This is a genomic window from Macrococcus sp. GL_134 (assembly GCF_057834705.1).
In genome coordinates this window covers 1,362,977-1,384,233 of record NZ_CM174409.1, presented here as the reverse complement: position 1 = coordinate 1,384,233, position 21,257 = coordinate 1,362,977, and the positions used below count along the sequence as shown (strand labels likewise).

Genomic DNA, 21,257 nt, shown 5'->3' with positions numbered 1-21,257 from the left:
ATTATATATCAATAGAGTGTACTCTATTGATACAAGTGTAGTAGACAGATAAAATGTAAGCGCCAAATATAGCACACCTTCAACGAATTTATTAGACATGAGACAATCATGAAAATGAATGAAGTTGGAGGTTTTTTTATGAAACGATCTGAACGTCAGCTGATGTGGCAATCTCGTATTCAAGCTTTCCATACAAGTGGTGAAGAAAGCGTTGCCGCTTGGTGTGAAAAAAATAATGTACCCGTTCAAAGTATGTATCAGTGGCTACGTAAGTCACGTACACAGACAAAAATTCAACCCGCACAGTGGTTACCTATTGTTGTGCATAAATTTCACGCACCGGGTGCACAAACAATTCTGACAATTCGCTACAATTTATGAAAATACATGGAATATGTTAGAGTCTGGATGGTACAAGGGGATAGGCACCTCGTACCATCGTACTTTTTTACAAATGACAGTAAGCGTAAAAAAACGCAATCCTGTTTTCCAGGAGGTATTTCATGCACCGAATATACGGATAATGATTTTAAGTAAGCGTCAAATAGCGCCCCCTGGAAACCAGGTGGGCGCTATTTGACGCTTACGATAAAATCATAGTAGGGAGTGTCTCATAAGACTTGTATCAAAAGCGAGGTGGTATGATGCGAAAAATCGGTTATATACGTGTCAGTTCAACTAGCCAGAATCCTTCAAGGCAATTTCAGCAATTGAACAAAATCGGAATGGATATCATTTTTGAAGAAAAAGTTTCTGGAGCAACAAAGGATCGTGAGCAACTTCAAAAAATGTTAGAGGATTTACAGGAAGGTGACATTATTTATGTTACAGACTTAACTCGGATCACTCGAAGTACGCAGAATTTATTTGAATTGATTGATTTAATACGCAGTAAAATGGCAAACTTAAAATCACTCAAGGATACATGGTTAGATTTATCAGAAGATAATCCATACAGCCAATTCTTAATTACGGTAATGGCTGGCGTTAACCAATTAGAGCGAGATCTTATTCGTATGCGTCAGCGTGAAGGGATTGAGCTAGCAAAGAAAGAAGGAAAGTTTAAAGGTCGATTAAAGAAATATCATAAAAATCACGCAGGTATGAATTATGCAGTTAAACTATATAAAGAAGGAGGAATGACTGTAAATCAAATTTGTGAAATTACAAATGTATCTAGAGCTTCTTTATATAGAAAATTATCTGAAACATGAAAAGGATTAAAGAATTAAAGGATTATAGGAGTATTAAGGGCTTTACCTTATGGTAAGCCCTTAATTTGAACAATTACTTCTTAACAATCAAGACAGGAATTTCGGACCGGTGTAACACCCCTTGAGCAACACTGCCCATTAATACTCGATCAAAAACACCTCTTCCATGACTACCCAATATAATAAGATCTACTTCCTCTGTTTGGGCAACATGACAAATGGTTTGACTTTGGTGACCTATTTGATGATTATATTCAAGACGATCCTTCCAAGGTTGAAGGACTCCTTCCATAATTTTCTTTTCAATATGTTTACTAAGTTCTTTTTCGTATCGATCCACTGCTTCAGGTGCAAAATCATAGGCGTAATTTTCTTTAACCGTGACGTAAAGCACAACACCTGTTGCATTTGGCCAAGCTTCCAAGAACTCCCCTGTCATTCTTGCGGCATGTTCAGAATAAGCCGAACCATCAGTAGGAAATAATATTTTATTCATTTAAAAAACCTCCTGATTTACAATTAATTACATTGTGAAGTATGTGATAACAGATAACAAAACAGATGTAATAGCCATTGCTAGAAGTGGTCTTAACGCTTTCGTTCTAAGGTCTTTTAGACTAACATTTAAACCTAATCCAATCATAGCCATAGTTAGGATAAAGGAAGTGAAGAAAGAGATGCTATTCATGACACTAGTTGGGACGGTAATCAAATGACCAAGGACATAACTTCCAAATAAGCTCATGATAATAAAACCTATGAGAAACCATGGAAATTCAATTTTAGCATCAGAATCTGATTCAACTTTATTTTTTCGTTTCATCCAGTACATAAGAATAAAACTAAGTGGAACGAGTAAGAAAACACGACCTAGTTTCGCTAACAAAGCAATAGCAAGTGCATCTGGACCAGCAGGCGCTCCTGCTAAGGCAACATGAGCAATTTCGTGTAGACCTACACCTGACCAAACACCGTATTGAAGGTCTGTCAAAGGGAGAAACGGACGTAAGATAGTGTATGTTATGGCGAAAATGGTACCAACTAAAGCAATTATACCTGCCCCAATAGCAGTATCTTCATCCTTTGCTTTCAAAATGGGTGAAACGGCTGCAATTGCAGCAGCGCCACACACCCCTGTTCCAATTCCTAATAACAAGGATAAGGAAGAATTCGCTTTGAATAGTTTTGCAAGCAACATTGTAAGAAGGATTGAAAAAACGATGGTTCCAACATCTCTTGCAAGCAAACCTAACCCTTGATGAAAAACAACATCAATGTTTAGTTTTAACCCAAAAAGGATAATAGCAAGCCTTAACAACCTTTTGGCAGAGAATTGGATTCCAGTACGGAATTTCTCAGGATATCCCCAAATTTGTCGATAAACTACTGCAATGATGATTGCACAGGCGAGCTGACCAACATGATCTAACCCGGGTATTTTTGATAATCCAAAACCAACTAATGCAATAATAAAGGTAAATCCAACACCACCGAACCAAAGTCCTCTCGAGGATGATTTTTTATGTTTTGCTAATGATGTATTCATTTTAACAACTCCTATATTTGCTTCCTTGTATTAAGAGTATATTTGTTTTGATAATAAGTAAAATAGATTATAATTATAGCTATAATATAAAATTACTTATCATGGAAGTTTAAAATTTTTAGACCCCATTTTATTCTAAGGAGGAAGACTCATAATGGATCAATCTTTACTTGTATTTACTACAGTTGCAGAACAAAAGAACTTTACCCGAGCAGCTGAACTTCTCCATATGACACAACCAGCAGTCAGCAATTATATACAAACGTTAGAAAAAAACATGGGGATAAAATTGTTAGAGAGGACAAACAAATATGTTCGACTTAGCAAGGCTGGAGAAATAGTATTTCATCACGCCAAGGACATCTTAGGTCTCTATACTCGAATGGAAAGACTCATTGATGATTTAAAACATACTGCAAGTGGTCCTCTTTCTATTGGTGCAAGTTATACTTTCGGGGAATACATTCTTCCTCATAAAATTGCCAGTTTGCTTAAATCCTATCCATTATTAAATCCAATCATTACTATAAAAAATTCTAATGAAATTATAGATTTAATAAAGAAACACGAGGTAGATGTTGGGATAATCGAAGGAGAGGCTAATAATGAAAATATAAAGGTTATACCATTTGCTCATGACGAGTTATCAATTACAGTCCCTTCAAATCACCATTTAGCAGAACAAAAGGAAATAGACCCCTTGTTATTAAACCTAGAGACTTGGTTAGTTCGTGAAGAAGGTTCTGGAACGAGAGAAATGCAAGAAAAGGGATTTAAACAATTGGGGTTTTCTCCGAAGAAGTATATGACATTTGGGAGTACGCAAGTTATTAAGGAATCTATTGAAGCTGGTCTAGGAATTTCTATACTCTCACACGCGTCAATAAAAAACGAACTAGAACTTGGTAAAGTGAAGTTACTTGATATAAATGGGTTTCCAATCTCACGAAATTTTTCACTTATAACTCCAAGAGTTGAATTTTATACAAAAGCAATCGAGATATTTATTGAATCCTTAGTTATAGAATGAAATCCAGTCAATTGTGAATGACGAGGTGAAAAGCAAGCCCTATCAACGTGGAACAAGTTCATCCAATATCAGATAAAATAAATACCAATCCCCCACCTATCGTTGTTAAAATCGGGTTATTAATCTTGGGAGTGATCTTAGCGTTGTAAATCCGCATTTTCCTGACGCTACCCCTTCTTCAAATCACTGTATGCTAGACTTACAGCACCATTATTATTTGAAATCGCGACAGATGGACCTGGATTCATGGGCGATGAACCCTATGAAACATTAGGTGAGAAGCTATCTCTTCCACCATTTCTTGAACTACAGCGTGAAGCCATCGAAGCGCAGGTCAGACCGATTGATACAGTAAGAAGTACAAAATAGTCACTGGAAGGATGATAAAGACGATGAAACATATATATAACAATGGCACAAATGACAGTACGTTATTACTGCTTCATGGTACAGGTGGCAATGAATATGATTTGCTGCCGATCGGTTCATTGATTGATTCAGACGCCAATGTCCTGAGTGTCAGAGGGAAAGTCAGTGAAAATGGTATGCCTAGATTTTTCAAAAGACTTGCTGAAGGAGTATTTGATGAACAAGATTTAATATATCGTACGAAAGAATTGAATACATTTATTGATGACACTGCAGCGGACAATGGCTTCAACCGAGATCATGTGGTGGCAGTCGGATATTCAAACGGCGCCAATATCGCTGCAAGTCTCCTTTATCACGACAATAAGTCACTTAAGCATGCTATTTTATTTCACCCGATGGTTCCCCTCCGCAACGTTGAACTGCCGGACTTAACTGGGACTCATGTCTTTATCGGTGCGGGTACTAACGACCCAATCTGTACACCGGAACAAACAGAAGAACTGGCAGAAACATTACGTCATGCCGGTGCAGAAGTAGAATTATTCTGGCATCAACAAGGGCATTCGTTGACACCGGATGAAGTGCAGCATGCTGCAAAGTGGTATCATCAATTATAATAAAAAAAGGAAATGGTTTATGCCATTTCCTTTTTTTATGGATTTTCAGCCGGTTCATGCCGGAGTTTAAGCGGTAGATGACTCAACGTATCAACAACAGTCTTCGCCATGATGTCGTAGCCATAGACGTGTGGATGGAGACCGTCAACAGCAAGGTCCGGATTGAGATAATCAATACCATCATCCGTTAATGTCATAGCTGAATAATAGTCGATGTATGGAATGCTTCTGTCATAAGCAAACTGTCTTAACTCATCATTGATGCGTCGAATCGTCTCTGCCCGCAATTCGAATGACTTCAGATGCTTCCGGTTGGTGGACGTCACTGAAGTGATGGCAATCGGAATGTGATGTGCTGCTGCAGCGGTGACGATGTCCTTGATGTCATCAGTCACTTGCAGAACTAGCCGGTCACTTGTTTCCTGACTCAGCGACTGATCGAGATCTTTTGTGTTATTGACCCCCGCAGATAAAATGATAAAGTCAGGATTCAGCTGCAGCGCATCGGCGTAAAATCGCTTTTTTATATACATGGTGCGGTCGTTTGAAATGCCGCGGTTGATCAATCTGCTGCCGTCAGTCAACTCAAAGTAACTGTCTAAGTCCCAGTAGGCGGTAATGGAATCACCGATGAACAGAATACCGACCGGGTCATTATGGTAGAGCAGCGTTTCATTTCTCCGATTAAATTTATCCCGTTCCTTGTTGACAGGATTGCCTTCTTCAAATTTTTCTAGAGCTAACATATCAGGTCTCATAGATCTTCCTCCTCCTGTGAGTTATACCCTTTCAATAACGGTTTTTAACTCTTCTTGAATCATGTATAATAAGATGATAACTATGAGTGAGGTGAATGTCTTGAGATGTCCAAAATGCAGTTATAATCAATCGAAAGTAGTGGATTCCAGACATGCAGATGATCTGACAGCGATTAGAAGGCGTCGTGAATGCGAACAGTGCGGGGCGCGGTTCACAACATTTGAACGCATTGAACTGGCACCGCTGATCGTCGTCAAGAAAGACGGAACAAGGCAGGCCTTCAACCGCGACAAAGTACTCGGCGGGCTGGTCAGAGCGAGTGAAAAGCGCCCCGTTGCTTTTGATGACCTTGAAAAAATTACGAATGAAATCGAATTTCAACTACGTGAAAACGGCAAGAATGAAGTCTCTTCTGTAGATGTCGGTGAACTGGTCATGGATGAACTGATGAAGCTCGACCAAGTGTCCTATGTCCGCTTCGCCTCTGTCTACAAAGAATTCAAAGACATTGATCAACTGCTGAGCACGATGCAGGGGATATTAAATGATAAAGACAAGAAGTAGGTGTTGATGTGCATTATTTTTCTGGGTTAAGACCCGCTGACTCTTTTATCGTCCATACAAACTATGTACAGTCACCGCTGTCAGAAGAAGTGTTGAAGCGGCTGTATATCCCATTGATCGGACTTGAAAGTATTGCGGTCTATCAGTATTTAACTCAATTTATCGATGGGCAGCAAGTCTCTGACCCACAGACCCATTATTTAATTTTGAATGAACTGAAGATGAATTTAAGTCATTTTGAGCAGCTGCGTGAACGGCTGGAAGGTATCGGGTTAATGAAGACCTTTTTGAAGACAGGAGAAGAGCAGTGTTTCGTCTATAAGCTGATCAGTCCAGTGATGCCTCATCAATTTTTCAATGATCCGATGCTGTCTGTGTTCTTATTCCAGGTTGTCGGCAAAGAGCGGTTTAATCAGCTTAAAAAACAATTCTGTACGGAGACGATCGATTTGTCAGATTACCGCGATGTCTCAAAAAATTATATGGATGTCTTCGGGACACCGAAAGAGCCGGATGCCGCCATTTTTAAAGATAATCATCATATCATTAAAACCAAGGATTCATTAGGGATTCCAGTCCATCAGCAGACATTTGATTTCGACCTGCTGGAGATGCTGCTCAATCAAAACTTGATTACGCGTGAACAGCTGCCGAAAGAGACCCGTGACTTGATCACTCAGCTGTCTGTACTCTATGATATTGCGCCTACTGAAATGCGGAGAATCATCCTGCAGTCACTCAGTGCAGATCAGACCATTTCGCACGAAGAGCTGCGCAAAAATGCCCGTGATTTCTATCAGATGGAACATCAAGGGAATCTGCCGGCATTGACTGAAGCGCGGAAGCAGGAAGATCATGAAGATCAGACGCAGCTGTCATGGTATGACATGATGGATACTACAAGTCCGGTAGAGATGCTTGCATCGATCAGCAAATCAGAACCGACGACGCGCCAGAAACAATTGATTGAATCAATCATTGAACGTGAAAAACTGCCGTTCGGTGTAATCAACATACTGCTGCAGTACGTGATGTTCACTAATGATATGAAGCTGCCGCAGCGCTATATCGAAGAAATTGCATCCAACTGGAAGAAGTTACAACTGCAATCCAGCAAACAAGCCTATGATTACGTGAAGAAAATTCAGAAACAGCAGGCTGAACGTAAATCGGAACAGAAAACTGCGAAGATACGGACGCGCCCGTCTTATGAGAAGACCCCTGTCTGGGTGACGCAGATGAAAGAAGGGGTTCAAGTTGATGTCCAAAATGATACTGAACTTGAAGATGAAAAAAGAAAGCTTGAAGAAGAACTGAAAAACTTCTGGAAGGAGGACCACTGATGAAACCATTCAGCGCATTTTTAAAAGATAATCCGGGGATACAGGCGCGTATTGCACAAGTCAAGCAGGAGACAATCCATGATGATGAAATCAAAGCATTTCTGATGGAACACCCGGAAGTGACTGACGAGATCATTGATAAAGATCTGTCCATTCTTCAGGAATATAAGGATCAGTCGAAGCTGTGCGACCGCTGCCGGAACTATGGCAGCTGCATCAATTTCGTCAAGGGTCATACGCCGTCACTGTATGTTGAGGACCAGCGCATCAAAATTGCTTACTCGCCATGTCCGAACAAGAAAGTGTATGACGAAGAAATGAAGATGAAAGAGTACGTCACTGCGATGCATGTCCCTTATGAAATATTGAACGCTAAAATAAACACGGTTGATCTTGACTCAACTGAACGTCTGAACATTGTCAGACAGGCGATGCAGATCTGCAATGATATCGCTGCAGGAAAGTCTACTAAAGCAATGTACATTCACGGGAGCTTTGGTACCGGTAAATCATTTATTTTAGGAGCGATTGCCAATCAGCTGAAAGAAAAGCATGTCTATTCAACGATATTCTATGTCCCGGAATTCATTCGTGAATTGAAGGCAGGTTTCAGTGACCATTCATTCGAGCAGAAGCTGGATCGTGTCAGAAAGAGTCCAGTATTGATGCTTGATGATATCGGTGCTGAAGACTTGACGCCATGGGTACGTGATGAAGTGCTTGGACCGCTGCTGCATCACCGGATGATGAACCAGCTGCCGACATTCTTCTCATCGAACTTCAATCTGGAAGAACTTGAACATCATTTCTCGAATACACGCAATGGTGTCGAACAGACGAAAGCACTCCGAATGATGGAACGGATCCATGCACTCAGCGACCCGTATCAGCTATCCGGAAAAAACTACCGCCGTTCTTGAAAATTATGAAGAGGCGTGTATAATAGAACTATAATATTCAATAATAAGAGGATATGATGAGAACTGACGTCTTATGAAGCGAGCCGGAGTGTGGTGAAAGTCCGGATAAGTGCCGTCTCATTACTCCCTTTTTCTATTGGCATTTAAACGATGCCCGGCTCAAGACCGTTATCTTATGCAGAGTTGCCTTAGGGCGATTAGGGTGGTACCACGGAAGACTCCGTCCCTTTTTGGGAGGGGGTCTTTTTGTGTTTTATGACTTATTAATTTTAAGGAGTGTTCATGATGAGTGAAATCAACATTAAGTTTCCTGATGGTAATGAAAAAGTATTTGACAGCGGTGTGACAACTGAAGAAATTGCGGGTTCTATCAGTCCTGGACTAAAGAAAAAAGCATTGGCCGGTAAATTTAACGGGCAGATGGTGGACTTGAAGACTCGCCTTGAGACAGATGGTGACATTGAGATTATTACACCGGAATCTAAGGAAGGAATCGAAGTGCTCCGTCATTCGACCGCTCACCTCATGGCACAAGCATTGAAACGACTCTATGGCAATGTCCATTTCGGTGTTGGTCCAGTCATTGAAGAAGGCTTCTATTATGATTTTGATACTGACCATAAAGTTTCCAGTGAAGATTTAGCAGATATCGAGAAGACGATGCGTCAGATTGTTGCTGAGAACATCGCGATTGAACGCCGCGTTGTCTCACGTGACGAGGCAAAAGAAGTATTCAAAGATGACCCGTACAAACAGGAGTTAATCGATGCGATTCCAGCAGATGAGAACGTGACATTATATTCACAAGGCGAATTCACTGACCTATGCCGCGGTGTCCATGTGCCATCCACTGGGAAAATCAAAGAATTCAAATTGTTATCCACTGCCGGTGCTTACTGGCGCGGTGATGCCAGCAACAAGATGCTGCAGCGGATATACGGGACTGCCTTCTTTGACAAGAAAGCACTGAAAGAACATCTACGTATTATTGAAGAGCGCAAAGAGCGTGACCACCGTAAGATCGGCAAGGAACTGGATCTGTTTGCGACTAATCCACTGATCGGCGCTGGACTGCCGCTCTGGCTGCCGAACGGTGCGACGATCCGCCGCGAATTAGAACGTTATATTGTCGACAAAGAAGTCGCACTCGGCTATGACCATGTGTATACTCCGGTCATGGGTTCTGTCGATCTGTATAAGACGTCTGGTCACTGGGATCATTATCAGGAGGATATGTTCCCTGTGATGGAAATGGATAATGAAGCACTCGTGCTGCGTCCGATGAACTGTCCGCACCATATGATGGTCTACAAAAATGCGAAGCACAGCTACCGTGAACTGCCGATTCGTATCGCAGAACTTGGTACAATGCACCGTTACGAAGCAAGTGGGGCTGTATCAGGCTTACAGCGTGTGCGCGGTATGACTTTGAATGATGCCCATATCTTCGTCCGTCCGGATCAGATCAAAGATGAGTTCAAGCGTGTTGTACAGCTCGTCATTGATGTCTATGAAGACTTTAAGTTCAAGGACTACAAATTCCGTCTGTCTTACCGTGATCCTGAAGATACAGAGAAATACTTCCAGGATGATGACATGTGGGAACGTGCACAGGCGATGCTGAAAGAAGCAGTGGATGAGATGGGGCTTGACTACGATGAGGCGCCTGGTGAAGCGGCATTCTACGGTCCGAAGCTCGATGTCCAGGTGAAGACAGCACTCGGCAAAGAAGAGACGTTGTCAACTGTACAGCTTGACTTCCTGCTGCCTGAACGCTTTGATCTGACTTATGTCGGTAGTGATGGTCAAGACCACCGTCCAGTCGTCATTCACCGCGGCGTCATCTCAACGATGGAACGATTTGTTGCCTTTCTGACTGAAGAATATAAAGGCGCATATCCGACTTGGCTCGCACCGAATCAGCTGGAGATCATTCCAGTATCCAACGCTGTCCATTATGATTATGCACGAGCGCTGTATGACGAACTGAAGTCGCAGGGCGTCCGCTGTCATATTGATGACCGTGAAGAGAAGATGGGGTACAAAATCCGCGAAGCTCAGATGAACAAAGTTCCTTATCAGATAGTAGTCGGTGACAAAGAAGTTGAAAATAACGAAGTCAACGTCCGTCAATATGGTAAGAAAGAATCGCTGACTATGGAGCGCGATGAATTCATCTGGAAGCTCGTTGATGAGATTCGCCTGAAAAAATAGGTTGTGAATTCGTCTTTCATACGGTATAGTAAAAACAAATAAATATTCCTCAAAAAGAGGTAGAGGTTGCAATGAAGATGAGTAAGGCTGCAGATACGGTATCGCGTAAATGACGCAGCGTGAAAGGTGACATTGCCGAAGTGACTCCTGATGATAACAGGGAGCTGCTGGGCTGGCGTAGAAGATATGTCAGACTGTCACATTCGTGATGCGCTACTTAAACCATTTGGTGTGCATCTATGTGATGTGCACCTTTTTTTGTGTGATGAGAGGTGTCTTATGAGTAATACAGAAGTACAACGTCAATTAAAGCCCCGTCATATTTCGATGATAGCTATCGGGGGCTGTATCGGGACCGGCCTGTTTATGACTTCAGGCGGTGCCATTCGTGAAGCAGGACCGGGTGGTGCACTGCTCGCATTTGCTATTATCGGTCTTATGGTCTTCTTCTTGATGACCAGTCTTGGTGAGATGGCGACCTATCTACCGATTTCAGGGTCATTCTCGACCTATGCGACGCGGTTCGTCGATCCGTCACTTGGTTTCGCACTCGGCTGGAACTACTGGTTCAACTGGGTCATCACAGTGGCTGCAGATGTCAGTATCGCAAGTTCCGTCATCAAATATTGGGGCGTCTTTGATTTTATGCCTGCCTGGGCATGGAGTTTAGTGTTCCTGGCGATTATATTCGGGCTCAATACACTCAGCGTCAAAGTATACGGTGAGAGTGAATACTGGTTTGCACTGATCAAAGTAGTGACAGTCATTTTGTTCATCGGCATCGGGCTCCTGACGATTGTCGGTATTTTAGGCGGGGAATTCATCGGATTGTCAAACTTTACGACAGGTGACGCGCCGTTTCTCGGTCAGAATGTCACACAGTCATTCTTGACTATTCTCGGTGTCTTCCTTGTGGCAGGATTCAGCTTCCAAGGAACAGAGCTGGTCGGTATCACAGCCGGTGAATCAGAAGAGCCGGAGAAAACTATTCCAAAAGCCATCAATCAAGTGTTCTGGCGTATATTGATTTTCTATATTTTAGCGATTCTCATTATCGGACTCATCATCCCATATACTAATCCGAATTTGATGGGCGGCGACGATATCGCGAAGTCTCCGTTTACGCTCGTCTTTGAAAATGCAGGACTTGCGTTTGCGGCATCATTCATGAATGCAGTCATTCTGACTTCCATTCTATCAGCCGGTAACTCAGGTATGTACGCTTCAACACGTATGCTGTACGCGATGGGGAAAGATGGTCTGGCACCAAGAAGATTCTCTGAAGTGAACAAGCAGGGGGTCCCGATTCCAAGTCTTCTGGCAACGTTTGTTGTTGTCATCATCATCTTCTTAGTAGAACGTCTGGCAAATGGTGCCTACGAATATATTGTTGCAGCAAGTGGGATGACCGGCTTCATCGCATGGCTGGGTATCGCAATCAGCCATTACCGGTTTCGCCGGGCATTCTATGCGCAGAACAAAGATCTGTCAGTTCTGAAGTACCGGGCAAAATTATTCCCGTTCGGTCCGTTGTTTGCCTTTCTGCTATGTACAGTTGTCATCTTAGGGCAGGACGTAGAGCTCGTGACAGGCGGCAAGTTTGAATGGGATTCAGTGCTCATCACTTATATGGGTATCCCGGTATTCCTGTTCTTCTATTTCTACCATAAACTGAAATATAAGACGAAGAAAATCCCACTCACAGAGGTCGACTTATCACAGTCACATGATATGAGTGACTACGAAAAAATTAATGTTTGACATCACTAATTAATCCTGTTATACTTTAGTCTGTTGAATACGAAACGGACAAGTAGAAGCCTCCCGCTTCTCGCCCTGAAGACGCCACGCGCTGTTACAGGGTACGATAACATGATTAACCATGTCTCTGCGGGTGCCCTTGTGCACCCGCTTTCTTTGTTCGTCTAGTAAATCCAATAGGAGGTGTCAATCATAGCTAAAGATCAAACGCAAATCAATGACAAAATCCGTGCAAGAGAACTTCGATTAATTGGACATGACGGTGCTCAGTTAGGTGTTAAGACTAAGTTCGAAGCCATCGAAATCGCAGAACGTGTGAATTTAGATGTTGTACTTGTTGCGCCTAACGCAAAACCGCCTGTTGCAAAGATCATGGACTACGGTAAGTTCAAGTTCGAACAGCAGAAGAAAGATAAAGAAGCACGTAAAAATCAGAAGATTGTAGTTATGAAAGAAATCAGGTTAAGTCCGACGATTGAAGACCATGACTTTAACACGAAGCTGAAAAATGCGCGTAAATTCCTTGAAAAACAGGACAAAGTTAAAGTATCTATCCGCTTCAGAGGTCGTGCCATCACGCACAAGGAATTTGGTCAACGAGTGCTTGAGAAATTTGCTGATGAGTGTAAAGATATCGCTACAGTGGAACAAAAACCGAAGATGGATGGCCGCTCAATGTTCTTGATGCTGGCGCCAATCGTCGACAAAAAACAAAACTAGGAGGACAATTCAATGCCTAAAATGAAAACTCACCGCGGAGGCGCGAAACGTGTTAAAAGAACTGGTTCAGGTAAATTAAAACGTTCTAGAGCTTACACTTCTCACCTTTTCGCAAACAAATCAACAAAACAAAAACGTGGACTTCGTAAAGCGTCATTAGTCTCTAAAGGCGATCAAAAGCGCGTTGCACAAATGTTAACATACGTAAAATAATAATAGGATTATCTAAGGAGGAATTATCATGCCACGAGTTAAAGGTGGAACAGTGACGCGTGCCCGTCGCAAAAGAACCATTAAATTAGCAAAAGGTTATTTCGGTTCAAAACATACATTATACAGAGTAGCAAAACAACAAGTCATGAAATCAGGTCAATATGCATACCGTGACCGTCGTCAGAAAAAACGTGACTTCCGTAAATTATGGATCGCACGTATTAACGCGGCTGCACGTATGAACGACATCAGCTACAGCCGTTTAATGAACGGTCTTAAATTAGCTGGTATCGACATCAACCGTAAAATGTTATCAGAGATCGCTATCTCTGACGAAAAAGCATTTGCTGAGTTAGTGACTCAAGCGAAAAACGCTTTAAATAAATAATAGACAAAACCGCAGTGCATATCAGCACTGCGGTTTTTTATGTGAAATGACTGTAAAAATGAATATAATTTGAATGAATATGTCCGATTTTTCGTTTATTCTCTCAATGTCAGGGTATTTCTGACAGTAAGACGTCAATGAGGAGAGGAGGAAAATGATGGACCATTTAAAAGCATTAGTAGTGAAATTTATCGTGATTGCGCTTGTTCTGTTTATTGTTTTGACGTTGATCTTTGATGTGCCGTTCATGGATACGTTATGGATCAGTATAGTGACGACAGTGCTTGCCTATCTGCTTGGTGACCTCGGCATCTTTAATAAAGCGGGTCATTCTGGTGAATTCACGAAACGTAACGGCCTTGCCTCATTGGCCGACTTAGTACTGGCATTTTTAGTGATCTGGTTGATGGCAAGAGCATTGACAGGTAACAATGATGATCTGTTCTGGCCGGCTTTATTGTCTGCTCTAGCAATTACAGGAGGCGAATGGCTGTTTTTCCACAAATTCGTCGACCGTGCGGTATTCAATAGACCTGGTAAAGAGGTCGCTCACAACCACACACATCGTTAGTTTGATCAAGGAAGCACAATTGTGCTTCCTTTTTTGGTGTTGGCAATGATCATATAACGCTCTATACTAAGAGTAACACAGACAAAGGGGATGTTTTTATGGATCAACAGTTAGCACGTTTCAAGGCTTTGACCGACTGCAATGCACCGTCAGGATTTGAGGGACCGATGACACAGCTCATGAAGAGCTATCTGGAGCCGGTCGCAGACGATATCATCCAGGATAATACCGGCAGCATATTCGGTAGGAAGCAAGGGACAGGCAAACATTCTGTCATGCTGGCCGGCCATCTGGACGAAATCGGTTTTATGGTAACCGCGATTACTGATGACGGTTTCATCAAGTTTACGAACCTCGGCTACTGGTGGGCGAACGTCATGCTCAGTCAGAAAGTGACGATTAGCGGCAGCAGAGGAGAAGTCAGAGGGGTCATCGGTGGTAAGCCGCCGCACGTTCTCGGTGTGCAGGAGAAAGAACAGGCAGCAAGTGTACCGAATATGTTCATAGACATCGGTGTGGACTCAAAAGCCGAGGTGCTTGCTGCGGGCATCCGGATCGGTGACCCGGTGACGCCGTACAGCGAGTTTGAAGTGATGACAAATCCCGACTATGTGCTGGCGAAAGCGTGGGACAATCGTTTCGGCTGCGCACTCGCTGTTGAGGCGCTGGAAACGTACACTAATCAGGAAATCACTGTAGTAGCAGGAGCAGTCACGCAGGAGGAGACGATGTCACGTGGTGCAAAGACAGCAGCCCACACTGTCAAGCCGTCTCTTGCTATTGCGCTTGACGTCGGCATCTGTACAAAGACACCCGGCATGAGCGGAATCGCCAAGATGGGTGACGGCCCGATTGTTGTGTTGATTGATGCGTGGCATATTTCGCACCCATCGTTCAGACGGTTCGTCACAGATGTGGCAGAGAAGCATGGCATCAAGGTTCAGTTCGATTATCTGACCGGCGGCTATACAGATGCCGGGAACATCGCGCAAAGTTTAGACGGCATACCTGCTCTATCTATCGGTGTCCCGACGCGTTATATCCACTCCAATGTGTCAATGATGAACCGGCGTGACTATAATGGTGCGCTCGAACTGGTCAACGCAGTGCTCGCTGAACTCACGGATGATAGAGTAGACCAGATCATTGAGCAGACTTACGAGCATCTATCATAAGTGCTATCATTTTTGTACTGATCGGATGAAAAGATACCGCGAAAAAAAGACTGCCGAGGCAGTCTTTTTTTATCACTCAATATCAAGGTCCAGCATCTCAATCTTCAAGAGATCCAGTATGCCGCTTGATTCACTCGGGAAAGCGAAGATCATCAGATTGAGGTCTTTCGCTGACAGTTCCTTCTCGACGATAAAGGTCATGATGTTGATGAGATCTGCTGCGTTATGACCAAAGATAGCAGCACCCGCCACATGATTTTTCTTATCGAGAGCAATCACCATTTCAGCATCCAGTTCATTCTTATACTCAAAGCGCATGTATTCGCCGAACTTAATGGTCCTGATCTTATAACCTTTATCCTCAGCCTCGCTGATCGGCATGCCGACCTGTGACAGACGGGGCAGAGTATAAGCGACTGAAGGAATCGCCGGATACTTGATCGGCAGAAGTTCGAGCGCTTTCTTCGGACTGAAGAGTTTGGCTTCACGTGCGATGATCTGAAGAGCGATATAATTCGATTCAAAGCTTGCAGTCGGCGTCAGCTTAGGAATGGATTTGTCCAGCACATCACCGCTCGCATAAATATGCGGAACAGACGTCTGCAGATGAGAGTTGACTTTGATCCCTTTATCACTGTAGTCGATGCCCACTGTCTCAAGGCCGATGTTCTCAACGTTCGGCACACGGCCAGTCGCATCAACGATATAGTCAGTCTCTAGTGTCGTTCCTGATTGAGTCGTCAAGGTCAGACGGCCATCCTTCTCTTCGACTTTTTCTGTATCTTCATTGAAGTGGAAGGTAACGTTCTCCTCCTCCAGCTTGTCGATCAGCATTTTGACATGGGGCTGGTGGAAGGCTTTCAGAATCTTGTCAGAGTGCACAATGACATGGACTTCTGAGCCGAATTTGCTCGCAATAGAAGCGAACTCAATACTGATATAACCGCCACCGATGAAGGTAATATGCTCAGGGAATGATTTTAGATCCATAAAGTCACGGCTGTCACGGAGATGTTCCTGACCTGGGATATTAAGCCGATGACTGCGCTGACCTGTCGCGATGACGATATATTTAGCCTGATAGGACTGATCGCCGACCTTCACCGTGTGTTCGTCTGTTATCACGCCTTCGCCTTCAATGATCTCAATACCGGCCTTGTTGAAGACTTCAGCGAGTCTATCTTTCTGCGGATCAATGACCTTATGTTTGTAGCGCATCAGATGCTCCCAGCTCACCTCAGGACGGTTTGTGAAGATATCACCAAGACGGTCGATATCATCCAGCACCTCAAACGGTGACTCAAGCAAAATCTTCGGATTACAGCCGAAGTTGGTGCATGTGCCGGCTAGCGTATCCTTTTCAATCAGTGCGACTTTCATCTTCTGGCTGGCAAGCGCCACTGCTGCGTGCCAGGCTGCATGTCCACTACCGATAAATATGACATCATACATTATTAGGTTCCTCCTTACAAAATAGGTTGCTTTAGATTTATTCCCTTTTAATCCCTTATCAACCGTTAAAATGTGACAAAATAACAATATAATGAAATAGATGACGAGTATCTCACGTCTTTGAATTAGTTTATAATAAAGATAACAATTGAGTGAATGGAGTGATGATATGGAACTCATCGAATCAGTACAGAATACGAGAATCAAGAACATTGCAAAACTGCATACGCGTAAGGACCGCAAGAAGGCGCGGCAGTTTCTTGTGGAAGGTTATCATCTGGTGGAAGAAGCCGTGAAGAGCGGCCTTGAAGTGGAGACCATACTGAGTGTCAATCCCGACGATATCTCTGAAGAAATGGTGGAAGCGAGCAAGGAGCAGTATCAGATCACATTCAAAATCGCCGAGAAACTATCTCAGACAGAATCACCGCAAGGGATATACGCCGTCTGTAATATGCCGCAGCACGAACTGGCTGACTTCAAGCAGCTCGTCTATCTTGACCGCATCCAGGACCCGGGCAATGTCGGAACGATTATCCGCACAGCAGACGCTGCAGGCTATGACGGTGTTGTTATCTCAAAAGGGACAGTCGACATCTATAACGACAAAGTGCTGCGCGCGAGTCAGGGCAGTGTCTTCCATCTGCCGGTCATAGAAGCAGACTTCAGTGAAGTGAAGGCAGACTTCGGAGGTAAAGTTTACGGCACAAGCCTGAAAAACGGCAGAAACTACAAGGAAGTTGAAGCGGCTGACGCGTTCATCCTTGTCCTCGGCAACGAAGGACAGGGCGTTGATGAACAGATCCTCGCCGAAACAGATGACAATCTCTTTGTGCCGATCTACGGAAGAGCAGAGAGTCTGAACGTTGCTGTCTGCGCCGGTATTCTGATGTATCATTTCAAAGGCTGATCAAGTGCCGCAGCTAAAATGTCTGACAAATAACTCTGACTTTATTAGAGTAGACACTAATTCAATAACTGATAGAACGGTGTAGTCGTCGGCAGACTGGAGACAAACAGGAGAGAAGATATTATCACATATCTCAACACTATAAGACAGACGCTAAATAGTGTGGAAGAAAGATTAAATATTCCTTAAAAATACAAATATTACTATTGAATACCACCTTTATCATTTATACTGACAGTATAAGGATGGAGGTGGCTTTTTAATGAACAGCTTTAAAGCAGCATGGCTTGATTACTTCCGCAATTTGTTCAATTTCACTGCGCCGATTACGGAAGAAGCGTATAAAAATCAGCTTTGGGTAGGACGGTTGACAATCCTGCCTTTCATACTTTTGATGTTTGGATTGACAATGATTTCAGAACAACATTCAAATAGGTTTCTGTTCTTTCTAGTGACCGTGATACTTGTTGCTATTGTCAGTTATCCAACTGAAATGAGAATGTTTCATACGCGGGGGAAATCGCCATTACTTTATCAGGTGACGCATCTTATATTTTTCATCGCTATACTTGGCTATTATATTTACGCAGTGATGACGCACCAGCAACTAACGTTGTTCGCAATTATGTTGGCATATTTGATACCGAGTTTCACGACATTGGGTAACTATTACTTTAAATAAGCGCAGGAGAAAAATTATGACAGAGAAAATCACTTATAAAGAGGCGTGGCAGGATTATAGACGCAACTTTTTCAAGCCGAAAGCACCCATCAGCTATCGAATGTATGATAAGCATAAAACCATGTTTTTACCGCTGTTTACAATACTATTTATAAGCTGGGTGATCTACAGTTTTATATATGGCTTACACGATGAAGCGTTCTATAATCTGCCGCAAAAGGAACTGGATCGGCAGTTGTTCTGGGATTCGTTTGGAACGGGTGTATATATCATCGGCTTTTTAAGCGTATTGATTTTAACAACTCTGCCGACGGAACTCAGGATGTTTCATAAACGGGGAAAGAACGCTGGACCTTATATAGCCGTCGTTTTGGTTGCTGTTATTGGCAGTGCTGTTTATCTGATGGCGATGCTGATGTTGAAGATGCAGCCTCAGATCCTGCTGGTCATGCTGCCTGTATATGCCGCAATCTTCATGACCAATACTGGCTACGTCAATAACATTAAAAAGAGGGGATGGCGAGAATCATGATAAATAGAGAAGGAGACATAATGGAGGAGAAATCAAATAAAAGCGGTGATAAAATACTGATGTTCTTCATGGCACTCTTAGGCATCAGCTTCATCGTTAACAACCTTACACCTTATAAAATAGGTATTGTGGGTGATATTGCTGTTTTTGGAATAGCGATAACTGTTATTGTTTTATCCTGGATTGAAAGAAGCGCAGTAAAAGTGATTCTCTCCTTTATGTTTCTCCTTGTAATCATTATCATTAATATTGGAATCAGGATTTGATAAGATGGATAAATTCCGATTTCCGTTAAATTATTCATCTTACGGAAAGCAGAAGACTTATAGATTATAGGACAAGTCGACTTTCCATAAGAAGTAAAGAAAATTAAAATAAGCTGTTATTATAAATGTTTATTTTAATTTTTTTTAGTTTACATAAACTGTCTTATTTGTTGATTTACCTTTTTGCACAAATATGCAAATTTATTTGCATATTTGTGCATTTTTTTATATCCTTAATTAAGAGGAGGAATTCTATGATTTTTAGAATTCGTGAGTATGTAATACACCCTGATAAGTTTGAAGTGTTTAACACTTTATTTTATGAGTATTTATTACCTAATCAAATTAAGTTTGGAGCAACATTAGTAGTAAGGTTAATTAACAATAATCGTACTCGTATATTAGCTATTTGGTCATATTTAGATGAAAGACATTATGATTCTGTAGAAGAAAAAATAATAGAAAGTAATCTGCACCGTGAAGCACAAAAGTTTAAATATAAACATGAACCACTGTACAAGGAAACAACGCAGACATTTTGGCGATCAACAGCAGATTTTTATAGGAAGGGTTCATAAATATGTATACTGAAGAACGTCACAAGAAAATCGTTCAAATTCTAGAGGAAAAGAAAAGAATATCTACTAAAGAACTTGCTAAAATTTTAAATGTCTCTATAGATTCAGTTAGAAGAGATTTTATAAAGTTAGAAAACTTGGGAATTCTTCAGAGAATGCACGGTGGAGCAATGTTAAAACAGCAGACTTTAGTTTTGCCACTCCATAGTATAGAGCGATATAAAGATATTGATAATGAAACTTTTGCTATAGCTAAGACTGCTGTTAGATATATTAAAGAAAATGAAACCATCTATATTGGTGGAACTTCGATTCATTATGCGATGGTAAATTATCTACCTAATAATATTAATTATACAGTTGTGACAAATTCTATTGTTGTGGCAGAGAGAATTAAAGATATGGACAATATAAATACTATATTAATAGGAGGAACATTAAAACCTTCAGGAAATATCACTGATTCTCTTGCGATTGAAATGTTGAGACTCTTTCATTTTGATTTGGTTTTTATTACAGGCGGCGGGTTTACAGATAAGAGCATTACCACAAGTTCTATAGATGTTGCTCTTTTTACTAAAAATCTTGTAGAAAAAAGTGAACGAACAATTGCGTTAATGCATCATTCAAAATTTGGTCGTAATCTCTTTTCACATGTTACAGAACTAGAGAAAGTAGATGTATTAATAACTGACGCTAAAATAAAAAAATGCGATGTACTATTTAATGATGAAAACGAATTAGATTTTATTATTGCAAAATAAGGAGATTAACATGAAACCTATTATTCCTAAAAGTCCTGAAGTCCCACAACTCACTAATGATGACATTAAATTTTTGACACATATCACATTTGGAGAAAAAATTCCTCTTCAAAAATGTGATGCTCTATTTGTATTTTCTGGAACACACCCAGGACACTGGGAAGTGGCAATAGATGCATTTAGGAAAAATTTTACTAATAAAATTATCGTAACTGGTGGGAAAAGTTTGACCGGTGTCCCACATCCCGACTGGAATAAAAAGAACCTTTCAGAAGCTGAAATTATTATCAGACATTTATTAGACGGAGGAATACCTGAAGAAATAATTACTTATGAGAATCAATCAACGAATACTTTAGAGAATGTCTTATATGCAAAAAAAGTATTCGATTTCAGTTCGATAGACAGCTTAATGTTCATCTGTAAAAGCCATGTTACAGAAAGACAACGTAGAACATTAGCGAAGCACTTACCTGACAATATTAATTATATTCCTTATACTTTTGATGCTCAATATAAGAACAACATCATAAGTAGAGATACATGGATGAATTCCGAGGAAGGTCAATCTAGAGTGTGGGGTGAATATTTAAGAATTCTTCATTATGGAGAAAAAGGAGATCTTCTTAAAATAGATTTGATCTAAATTGCAATTACAAGTTAGCC

25 protein-coding genes, 1 pseudogene and 1 riboswitch are annotated in these 21,257 nt (G+C 41.7%); of the genes and pseudogenes, 22 read left to right on the top strand and 4 right to left on the bottom strand.

Going from position 1 to position 21,257, the window contains the following annotated elements; translation table 11 throughout:
• Positions 1-108 precede the first annotated feature (108 nt).
• Both tnpA and AC3IPL_RS07155 read left to right on the top strand, forming a co-directional pair.
• Positions 109-381, top strand: a complete 273-nt coding sequence (gene tnpA / locus AC3IPL_RS07160; protein ID WP_489240177.1) for an IS66 family insertion sequence element accessory protein TnpA — start codon at positions 109-111, stop codon at positions 379-381.
• A gap of 263 nt (positions 382-644) precedes the next feature.
• Positions 645-1,214 (top strand): recombinase family protein, encoded by a 570-nt coding sequence (locus tag AC3IPL_RS07155; RefSeq protein WP_489242311.1) that lies wholly within the window; start codon positions 645-647, stop codon positions 1,212-1,214.
• A gap of 73 nt (positions 1,215-1,287) precedes the next feature.
• On the opposite strand, the gene AC3IPL_RS07150 is transcribed toward AC3IPL_RS07155, so the two are convergent.
• Both AC3IPL_RS07150 and AC3IPL_RS07145 read right to left on the bottom strand, forming a co-directional pair.
• Positions 1,288-1,710: a universal stress protein gene (locus AC3IPL_RS07150; protein ID WP_489240175.1), complete on the bottom strand. Its 423-nt coding sequence runs from the start codon at positions 1,708-1,710 to the stop codon at positions 1,288-1,290.
• A 27-nt stretch (positions 1,711-1,737) separates the two neighbouring features.
• Complete coding sequence (locus tag AC3IPL_RS07145) at positions 1,738-2,760, bottom strand: YeiH family protein (protein ID WP_318757676.1); 1,023 nt, start codon at positions 2,758-2,760, stop codon at positions 1,738-1,740.
• Positions 2,761-2,914: 154 nt separating this feature from the next.
• On the opposite strand from AC3IPL_RS07145, the gene AC3IPL_RS07140 reads away from it, so the two are divergent.
• From AC3IPL_RS07140 to AC3IPL_RS07130, 3 genes and pseudogenes are all read left to right on the top strand, one after another.
• Entirely contained in the window at positions 2,915-3,790 is an 876-nt protein-coding gene (locus AC3IPL_RS07140; protein ID WP_489240172.1) for a LysR family transcriptional regulator, read from the top strand.
• Between the two features lie 174 nt (positions 3,791-3,964).
• Positions 3,965-4,159, top strand: a pseudogene (locus tag AC3IPL_RS07135) (VOC family protein); the annotation flags it as partial.
• 23 nt (positions 4,160-4,182) lie between these two features.
• Positions 4,183-4,779, top strand: coding sequence for an alpha/beta hydrolase (locus AC3IPL_RS07130; protein ID WP_489240170.1), 597 nt, complete (start codon positions 4,183-4,185; stop codon positions 4,777-4,779).
• 35 nt (positions 4,780-4,814) lie between these two features.
• Here the strand turns inward: AC3IPL_RS07130 and AC3IPL_RS07125 are convergent, their stop codons facing one another.
• Positions 4,815-5,537: an SGNH/GDSL hydrolase family protein gene (locus AC3IPL_RS07125; RefSeq protein ID WP_489240169.1), complete on the bottom strand. Its 723-nt coding sequence runs from the start codon at positions 5,535-5,537 to the stop codon at positions 4,815-4,817.
• Positions 5,538-5,637: 100 nt separating this feature from the next.
• Here AC3IPL_RS07125 and nrdR point away from each other — a divergent pair, with 100 nt between their 5' ends.
• The 10 genes from nrdR (at position 5,638) to AC3IPL_RS07075 (ending at position 15,407) form a co-directional block, all read left to right on the top strand.
• Positions 5,638-6,102 (top strand): transcriptional regulator NrdR, encoded by a 465-nt coding sequence (gene nrdR / locus AC3IPL_RS07120; protein ID WP_489240167.1) that lies wholly within the window; start codon positions 5,638-5,640, stop codon positions 6,100-6,102.
• A gap of 8 nt (positions 6,103-6,110) precedes the next feature.
• Positions 6,111-7,445, top strand: coding sequence for a replicative helicase loading/DNA remodeling protein DnaB (gene dnaB / locus AC3IPL_RS07115; protein WP_489240165.1), 1,335 nt, complete (start codon positions 6,111-6,113; stop codon positions 7,443-7,445).
• A complete protein-coding gene (gene dnaI / locus AC3IPL_RS07110) occupies positions 7,445-8,365 on the top strand; it encodes a primosomal protein DnaI (protein ID WP_489240163.1) in 921 nt (306 codons plus the stop codon). Before dnaB ends, dnaI begins: the two co-directional genes overlap by 1 nt.
• Before the next feature lie 285 nt (positions 8,366-8,650).
• Positions 8,651-10,579: a threonine--tRNA ligase gene (thrS, locus tag AC3IPL_RS07105; protein ID WP_489242309.1), complete on the top strand. Its 1,929-nt coding sequence runs from the start codon at positions 8,651-8,653 to the stop codon at positions 10,577-10,579.
• A 52-nt stretch (positions 10,580-10,631) separates the two neighbouring features.
• Positions 10,632-10,803, top strand: a riboswitch (Lysine riboswitch).
• Between the two features lie 55 nt (positions 10,804-10,858).
• Positions 10,859-12,340 carry an amino acid permease gene (locus AC3IPL_RS07100; protein ID WP_489240161.1) on the top strand — a complete coding sequence of 494 codons (1,482 nt, stop codon included), beginning with the start codon at positions 10,859-10,861 and terminating at the stop codon, positions 12,338-12,340.
• A gap of 183 nt (positions 12,341-12,523) precedes the next feature.
• Positions 12,524-13,060 (top strand): translation initiation factor IF-3, encoded by a 537-nt coding sequence (gene infC, locus AC3IPL_RS07095; protein WP_489240159.1) that lies wholly within the window; start codon positions 12,524-12,526, stop codon positions 13,058-13,060.
• Between the two features lie 12 nt (positions 13,061-13,072).
• A complete protein-coding gene (gene rpmI / locus AC3IPL_RS07090; RefSeq protein ID WP_012657249.1) occupies positions 13,073-13,273 on the top strand; it encodes a 50S ribosomal protein L35 in 201 nt (66 codons plus the stop codon).
• Between the two features lie 28 nt (positions 13,274-13,301).
• Entirely contained in the window at positions 13,302-13,661 is a 360-nt protein-coding gene (gene rplT, locus AC3IPL_RS07085) for a 50S ribosomal protein L20 (RefSeq protein ID WP_489240156.1), read from the top strand.
• A 154-nt stretch (positions 13,662-13,815) separates the two neighbouring features.
• Positions 13,816-14,232, top strand: coding sequence for a DUF2512 family protein (locus tag AC3IPL_RS07080; protein WP_489240155.1), 417 nt, complete (start codon positions 13,816-13,818; stop codon positions 14,230-14,232).
• Positions 14,233-14,330: 98 nt separating this feature from the next.
• Positions 14,331-15,407, top strand: coding sequence for a M42 family metallopeptidase (locus AC3IPL_RS07075; RefSeq protein ID WP_489240153.1), 1,077 nt, complete (start codon positions 14,331-14,333; stop codon positions 15,405-15,407).
• A gap of 72 nt (positions 15,408-15,479) precedes the next feature.
• Here AC3IPL_RS07075 and AC3IPL_RS07070 read toward each other — a convergent pair whose 3' ends face one another.
• Complete coding sequence (locus AC3IPL_RS07070; RefSeq protein ID WP_489240151.1) at positions 15,480-16,859, bottom strand: dihydrolipoyl dehydrogenase family protein; 1,380 nt, start codon at positions 16,857-16,859, stop codon at positions 15,480-15,482.
• A 169-nt stretch (positions 16,860-17,028) separates the two neighbouring features.
• Here AC3IPL_RS07070 and AC3IPL_RS07065 point away from each other — a divergent pair, with 169 nt between their 5' ends.
• The 7 genes from AC3IPL_RS07065 (at position 17,029) to AC3IPL_RS07035 (ending at position 21,237) form a co-directional block, all read left to right on the top strand.
• Complete coding sequence (locus AC3IPL_RS07065) at positions 17,029-17,769, top strand: TrmH family RNA methyltransferase (protein WP_489240149.1); 741 nt, start codon at positions 17,029-17,031, stop codon at positions 17,767-17,769.
• Between the two features lie 262 nt (positions 17,770-18,031).
• Positions 18,032-18,451: a hypothetical protein gene (locus AC3IPL_RS07060; protein ID WP_489240147.1), complete on the top strand. Its 420-nt coding sequence runs from the start codon at positions 18,032-18,034 to the stop codon at positions 18,449-18,451.
• Between the two features lie 16 nt (positions 18,452-18,467).
• Positions 18,468-18,983, top strand: a complete 516-nt coding sequence (locus tag AC3IPL_RS07055) for a hypothetical protein (protein ID WP_489240145.1) — start codon at positions 18,468-18,470, stop codon at positions 18,981-18,983.
• Positions 18,968-19,249, top strand: a complete 282-nt coding sequence (locus AC3IPL_RS07050) for a hypothetical protein (RefSeq protein ID WP_489240143.1) — start codon at positions 18,968-18,970, stop codon at positions 19,247-19,249. The genes AC3IPL_RS07055 and AC3IPL_RS07050 overlap by 16 nt, the downstream gene beginning before the upstream one ends.
• Positions 19,250-19,503: 254 nt before the next feature.
• Positions 19,504-19,827: a hypothetical protein gene (locus AC3IPL_RS07045; RefSeq protein WP_489240141.1), complete on the top strand. Its 324-nt coding sequence runs from the start codon at positions 19,504-19,506 to the stop codon at positions 19,825-19,827.
• Between the two features lie 2 nt (positions 19,828-19,829).
• Positions 19,830-20,591, top strand: a complete 762-nt coding sequence (locus tag AC3IPL_RS07040) for a DeoR/GlpR family DNA-binding transcription regulator (protein WP_489240139.1) — start codon at positions 19,830-19,832, stop codon at positions 20,589-20,591.
• Between the two features lie 10 nt (positions 20,592-20,601).
• Positions 20,602-21,237 (top strand): YdcF family protein, encoded by a 636-nt coding sequence (locus AC3IPL_RS07035; RefSeq protein ID WP_489240137.1) that lies wholly within the window; start codon positions 20,602-20,604, stop codon positions 21,235-21,237.
• Positions 21,238-21,257 lie beyond the last annotated feature (20 nt).

What these genes read in the sequence shown, in the direction of transcription:
- tnpA (WP_489240177.1), top strand. Translation starts at nt 109, where the DNA reads ATGAAAATGAATGAAGTTGGAGGTTTTTTTATGAAACGATCTGAACGT.
- AC3IPL_RS07155 (WP_489242311.1), top strand. Translation starts at nt 645, where the DNA reads ATGCGAAAAATCGGTTATATACGTGTCAGTTCAACTAGCCAGAATCCT.
- AC3IPL_RS07150 (WP_489240175.1), bottom strand. Translation starts at nt 1,710, where the DNA reads ATGAATAAAATATTATTTCCTACTGATGGTTCGGCTTATTCTGAACAT.
- AC3IPL_RS07145 (WP_318757676.1), bottom strand. Translation starts at nt 2,760, where the DNA reads ATGAATACATCATTAGCAAAACATAAAAAATCATCCTCGAGAGGACTT.
- AC3IPL_RS07140 (WP_489240172.1), top strand. Translation starts at nt 2,915, where the DNA reads ATGGATCAATCTTTACTTGTATTTACTACAGTTGCAGAACAAAAGAAC.
- AC3IPL_RS07130 (WP_489240170.1), top strand. Translation starts at nt 4,183, where the DNA reads ATGAAACATATATATAACAATGGCACAAATGACAGTACGTTATTACTG.
- AC3IPL_RS07125 (WP_489240169.1), bottom strand. Translation starts at nt 5,537, where the DNA reads ATGAGACCTGATATGTTAGCTCTAGAAAAATTTGAAGAAGGCAATCCT.
- dnaI (WP_489240163.1), top strand. Translation starts at nt 7,445, where the DNA reads ATGAAACCATTCAGCGCATTTTTAAAAGATAATCCGGGGATACAGGCG.
- thrS (WP_489242309.1), top strand. Translation starts at nt 8,651, where the DNA reads ATGAGTGAAATCAACATTAAGTTTCCTGATGGTAATGAAAAAGTATTT.
- AC3IPL_RS07100 (WP_489240161.1), top strand. Translation starts at nt 10,859, where the DNA reads ATGAGTAATACAGAAGTACAACGTCAATTAAAGCCCCGTCATATTTCG.
- rpmI (WP_012657249.1), top strand. Translation starts at nt 13,073, where the DNA reads ATGCCTAAAATGAAAACTCACCGCGGAGGCGCGAAACGTGTTAAAAGA.
- rplT (WP_489240156.1), top strand. Translation starts at nt 13,302, where the DNA reads ATGCCACGAGTTAAAGGTGGAACAGTGACGCGTGCCCGTCGCAAAAGA.
- AC3IPL_RS07080 (WP_489240155.1), top strand. Translation starts at nt 13,816, where the DNA reads ATGATGGACCATTTAAAAGCATTAGTAGTGAAATTTATCGTGATTGCG.
- AC3IPL_RS07075 (WP_489240153.1), top strand. Translation starts at nt 14,331, where the DNA reads ATGGATCAACAGTTAGCACGTTTCAAGGCTTTGACCGACTGCAATGCA.
- AC3IPL_RS07070 (WP_489240151.1), bottom strand. Translation starts at nt 16,859, where the DNA reads ATGTATGATGTCATATTTATCGGTAGTGGACATGCAGCCTGGCACGCA.
- AC3IPL_RS07065 (WP_489240149.1), top strand. Translation starts at nt 17,029, where the DNA reads ATGGAACTCATCGAATCAGTACAGAATACGAGAATCAAGAACATTGCA.
- AC3IPL_RS07060 (WP_489240147.1), top strand. Translation starts at nt 18,032, where the DNA reads ATGAACAGCTTTAAAGCAGCATGGCTTGATTACTTCCGCAATTTGTTC.
- AC3IPL_RS07055 (WP_489240145.1), top strand. Translation starts at nt 18,468, where the DNA reads ATGACAGAGAAAATCACTTATAAAGAGGCGTGGCAGGATTATAGACGC.
- AC3IPL_RS07050 (WP_489240143.1), top strand. Translation starts at nt 18,968, where the DNA reads ATGGCGAGAATCATGATAAATAGAGAAGGAGACATAATGGAGGAGAAA.
- AC3IPL_RS07045 (WP_489240141.1), top strand. Translation starts at nt 19,504, where the DNA reads ATGATTTTTAGAATTCGTGAGTATGTAATACACCCTGATAAGTTTGAA.
- AC3IPL_RS07040 (WP_489240139.1), top strand. Translation starts at nt 19,830, where the DNA reads ATGTATACTGAAGAACGTCACAAGAAAATCGTTCAAATTCTAGAGGAA.
- AC3IPL_RS07035 (WP_489240137.1), top strand. Translation starts at nt 20,602, where the DNA reads ATGAAACCTATTATTCCTAAAAGTCCTGAAGTCCCACAACTCACTAAT.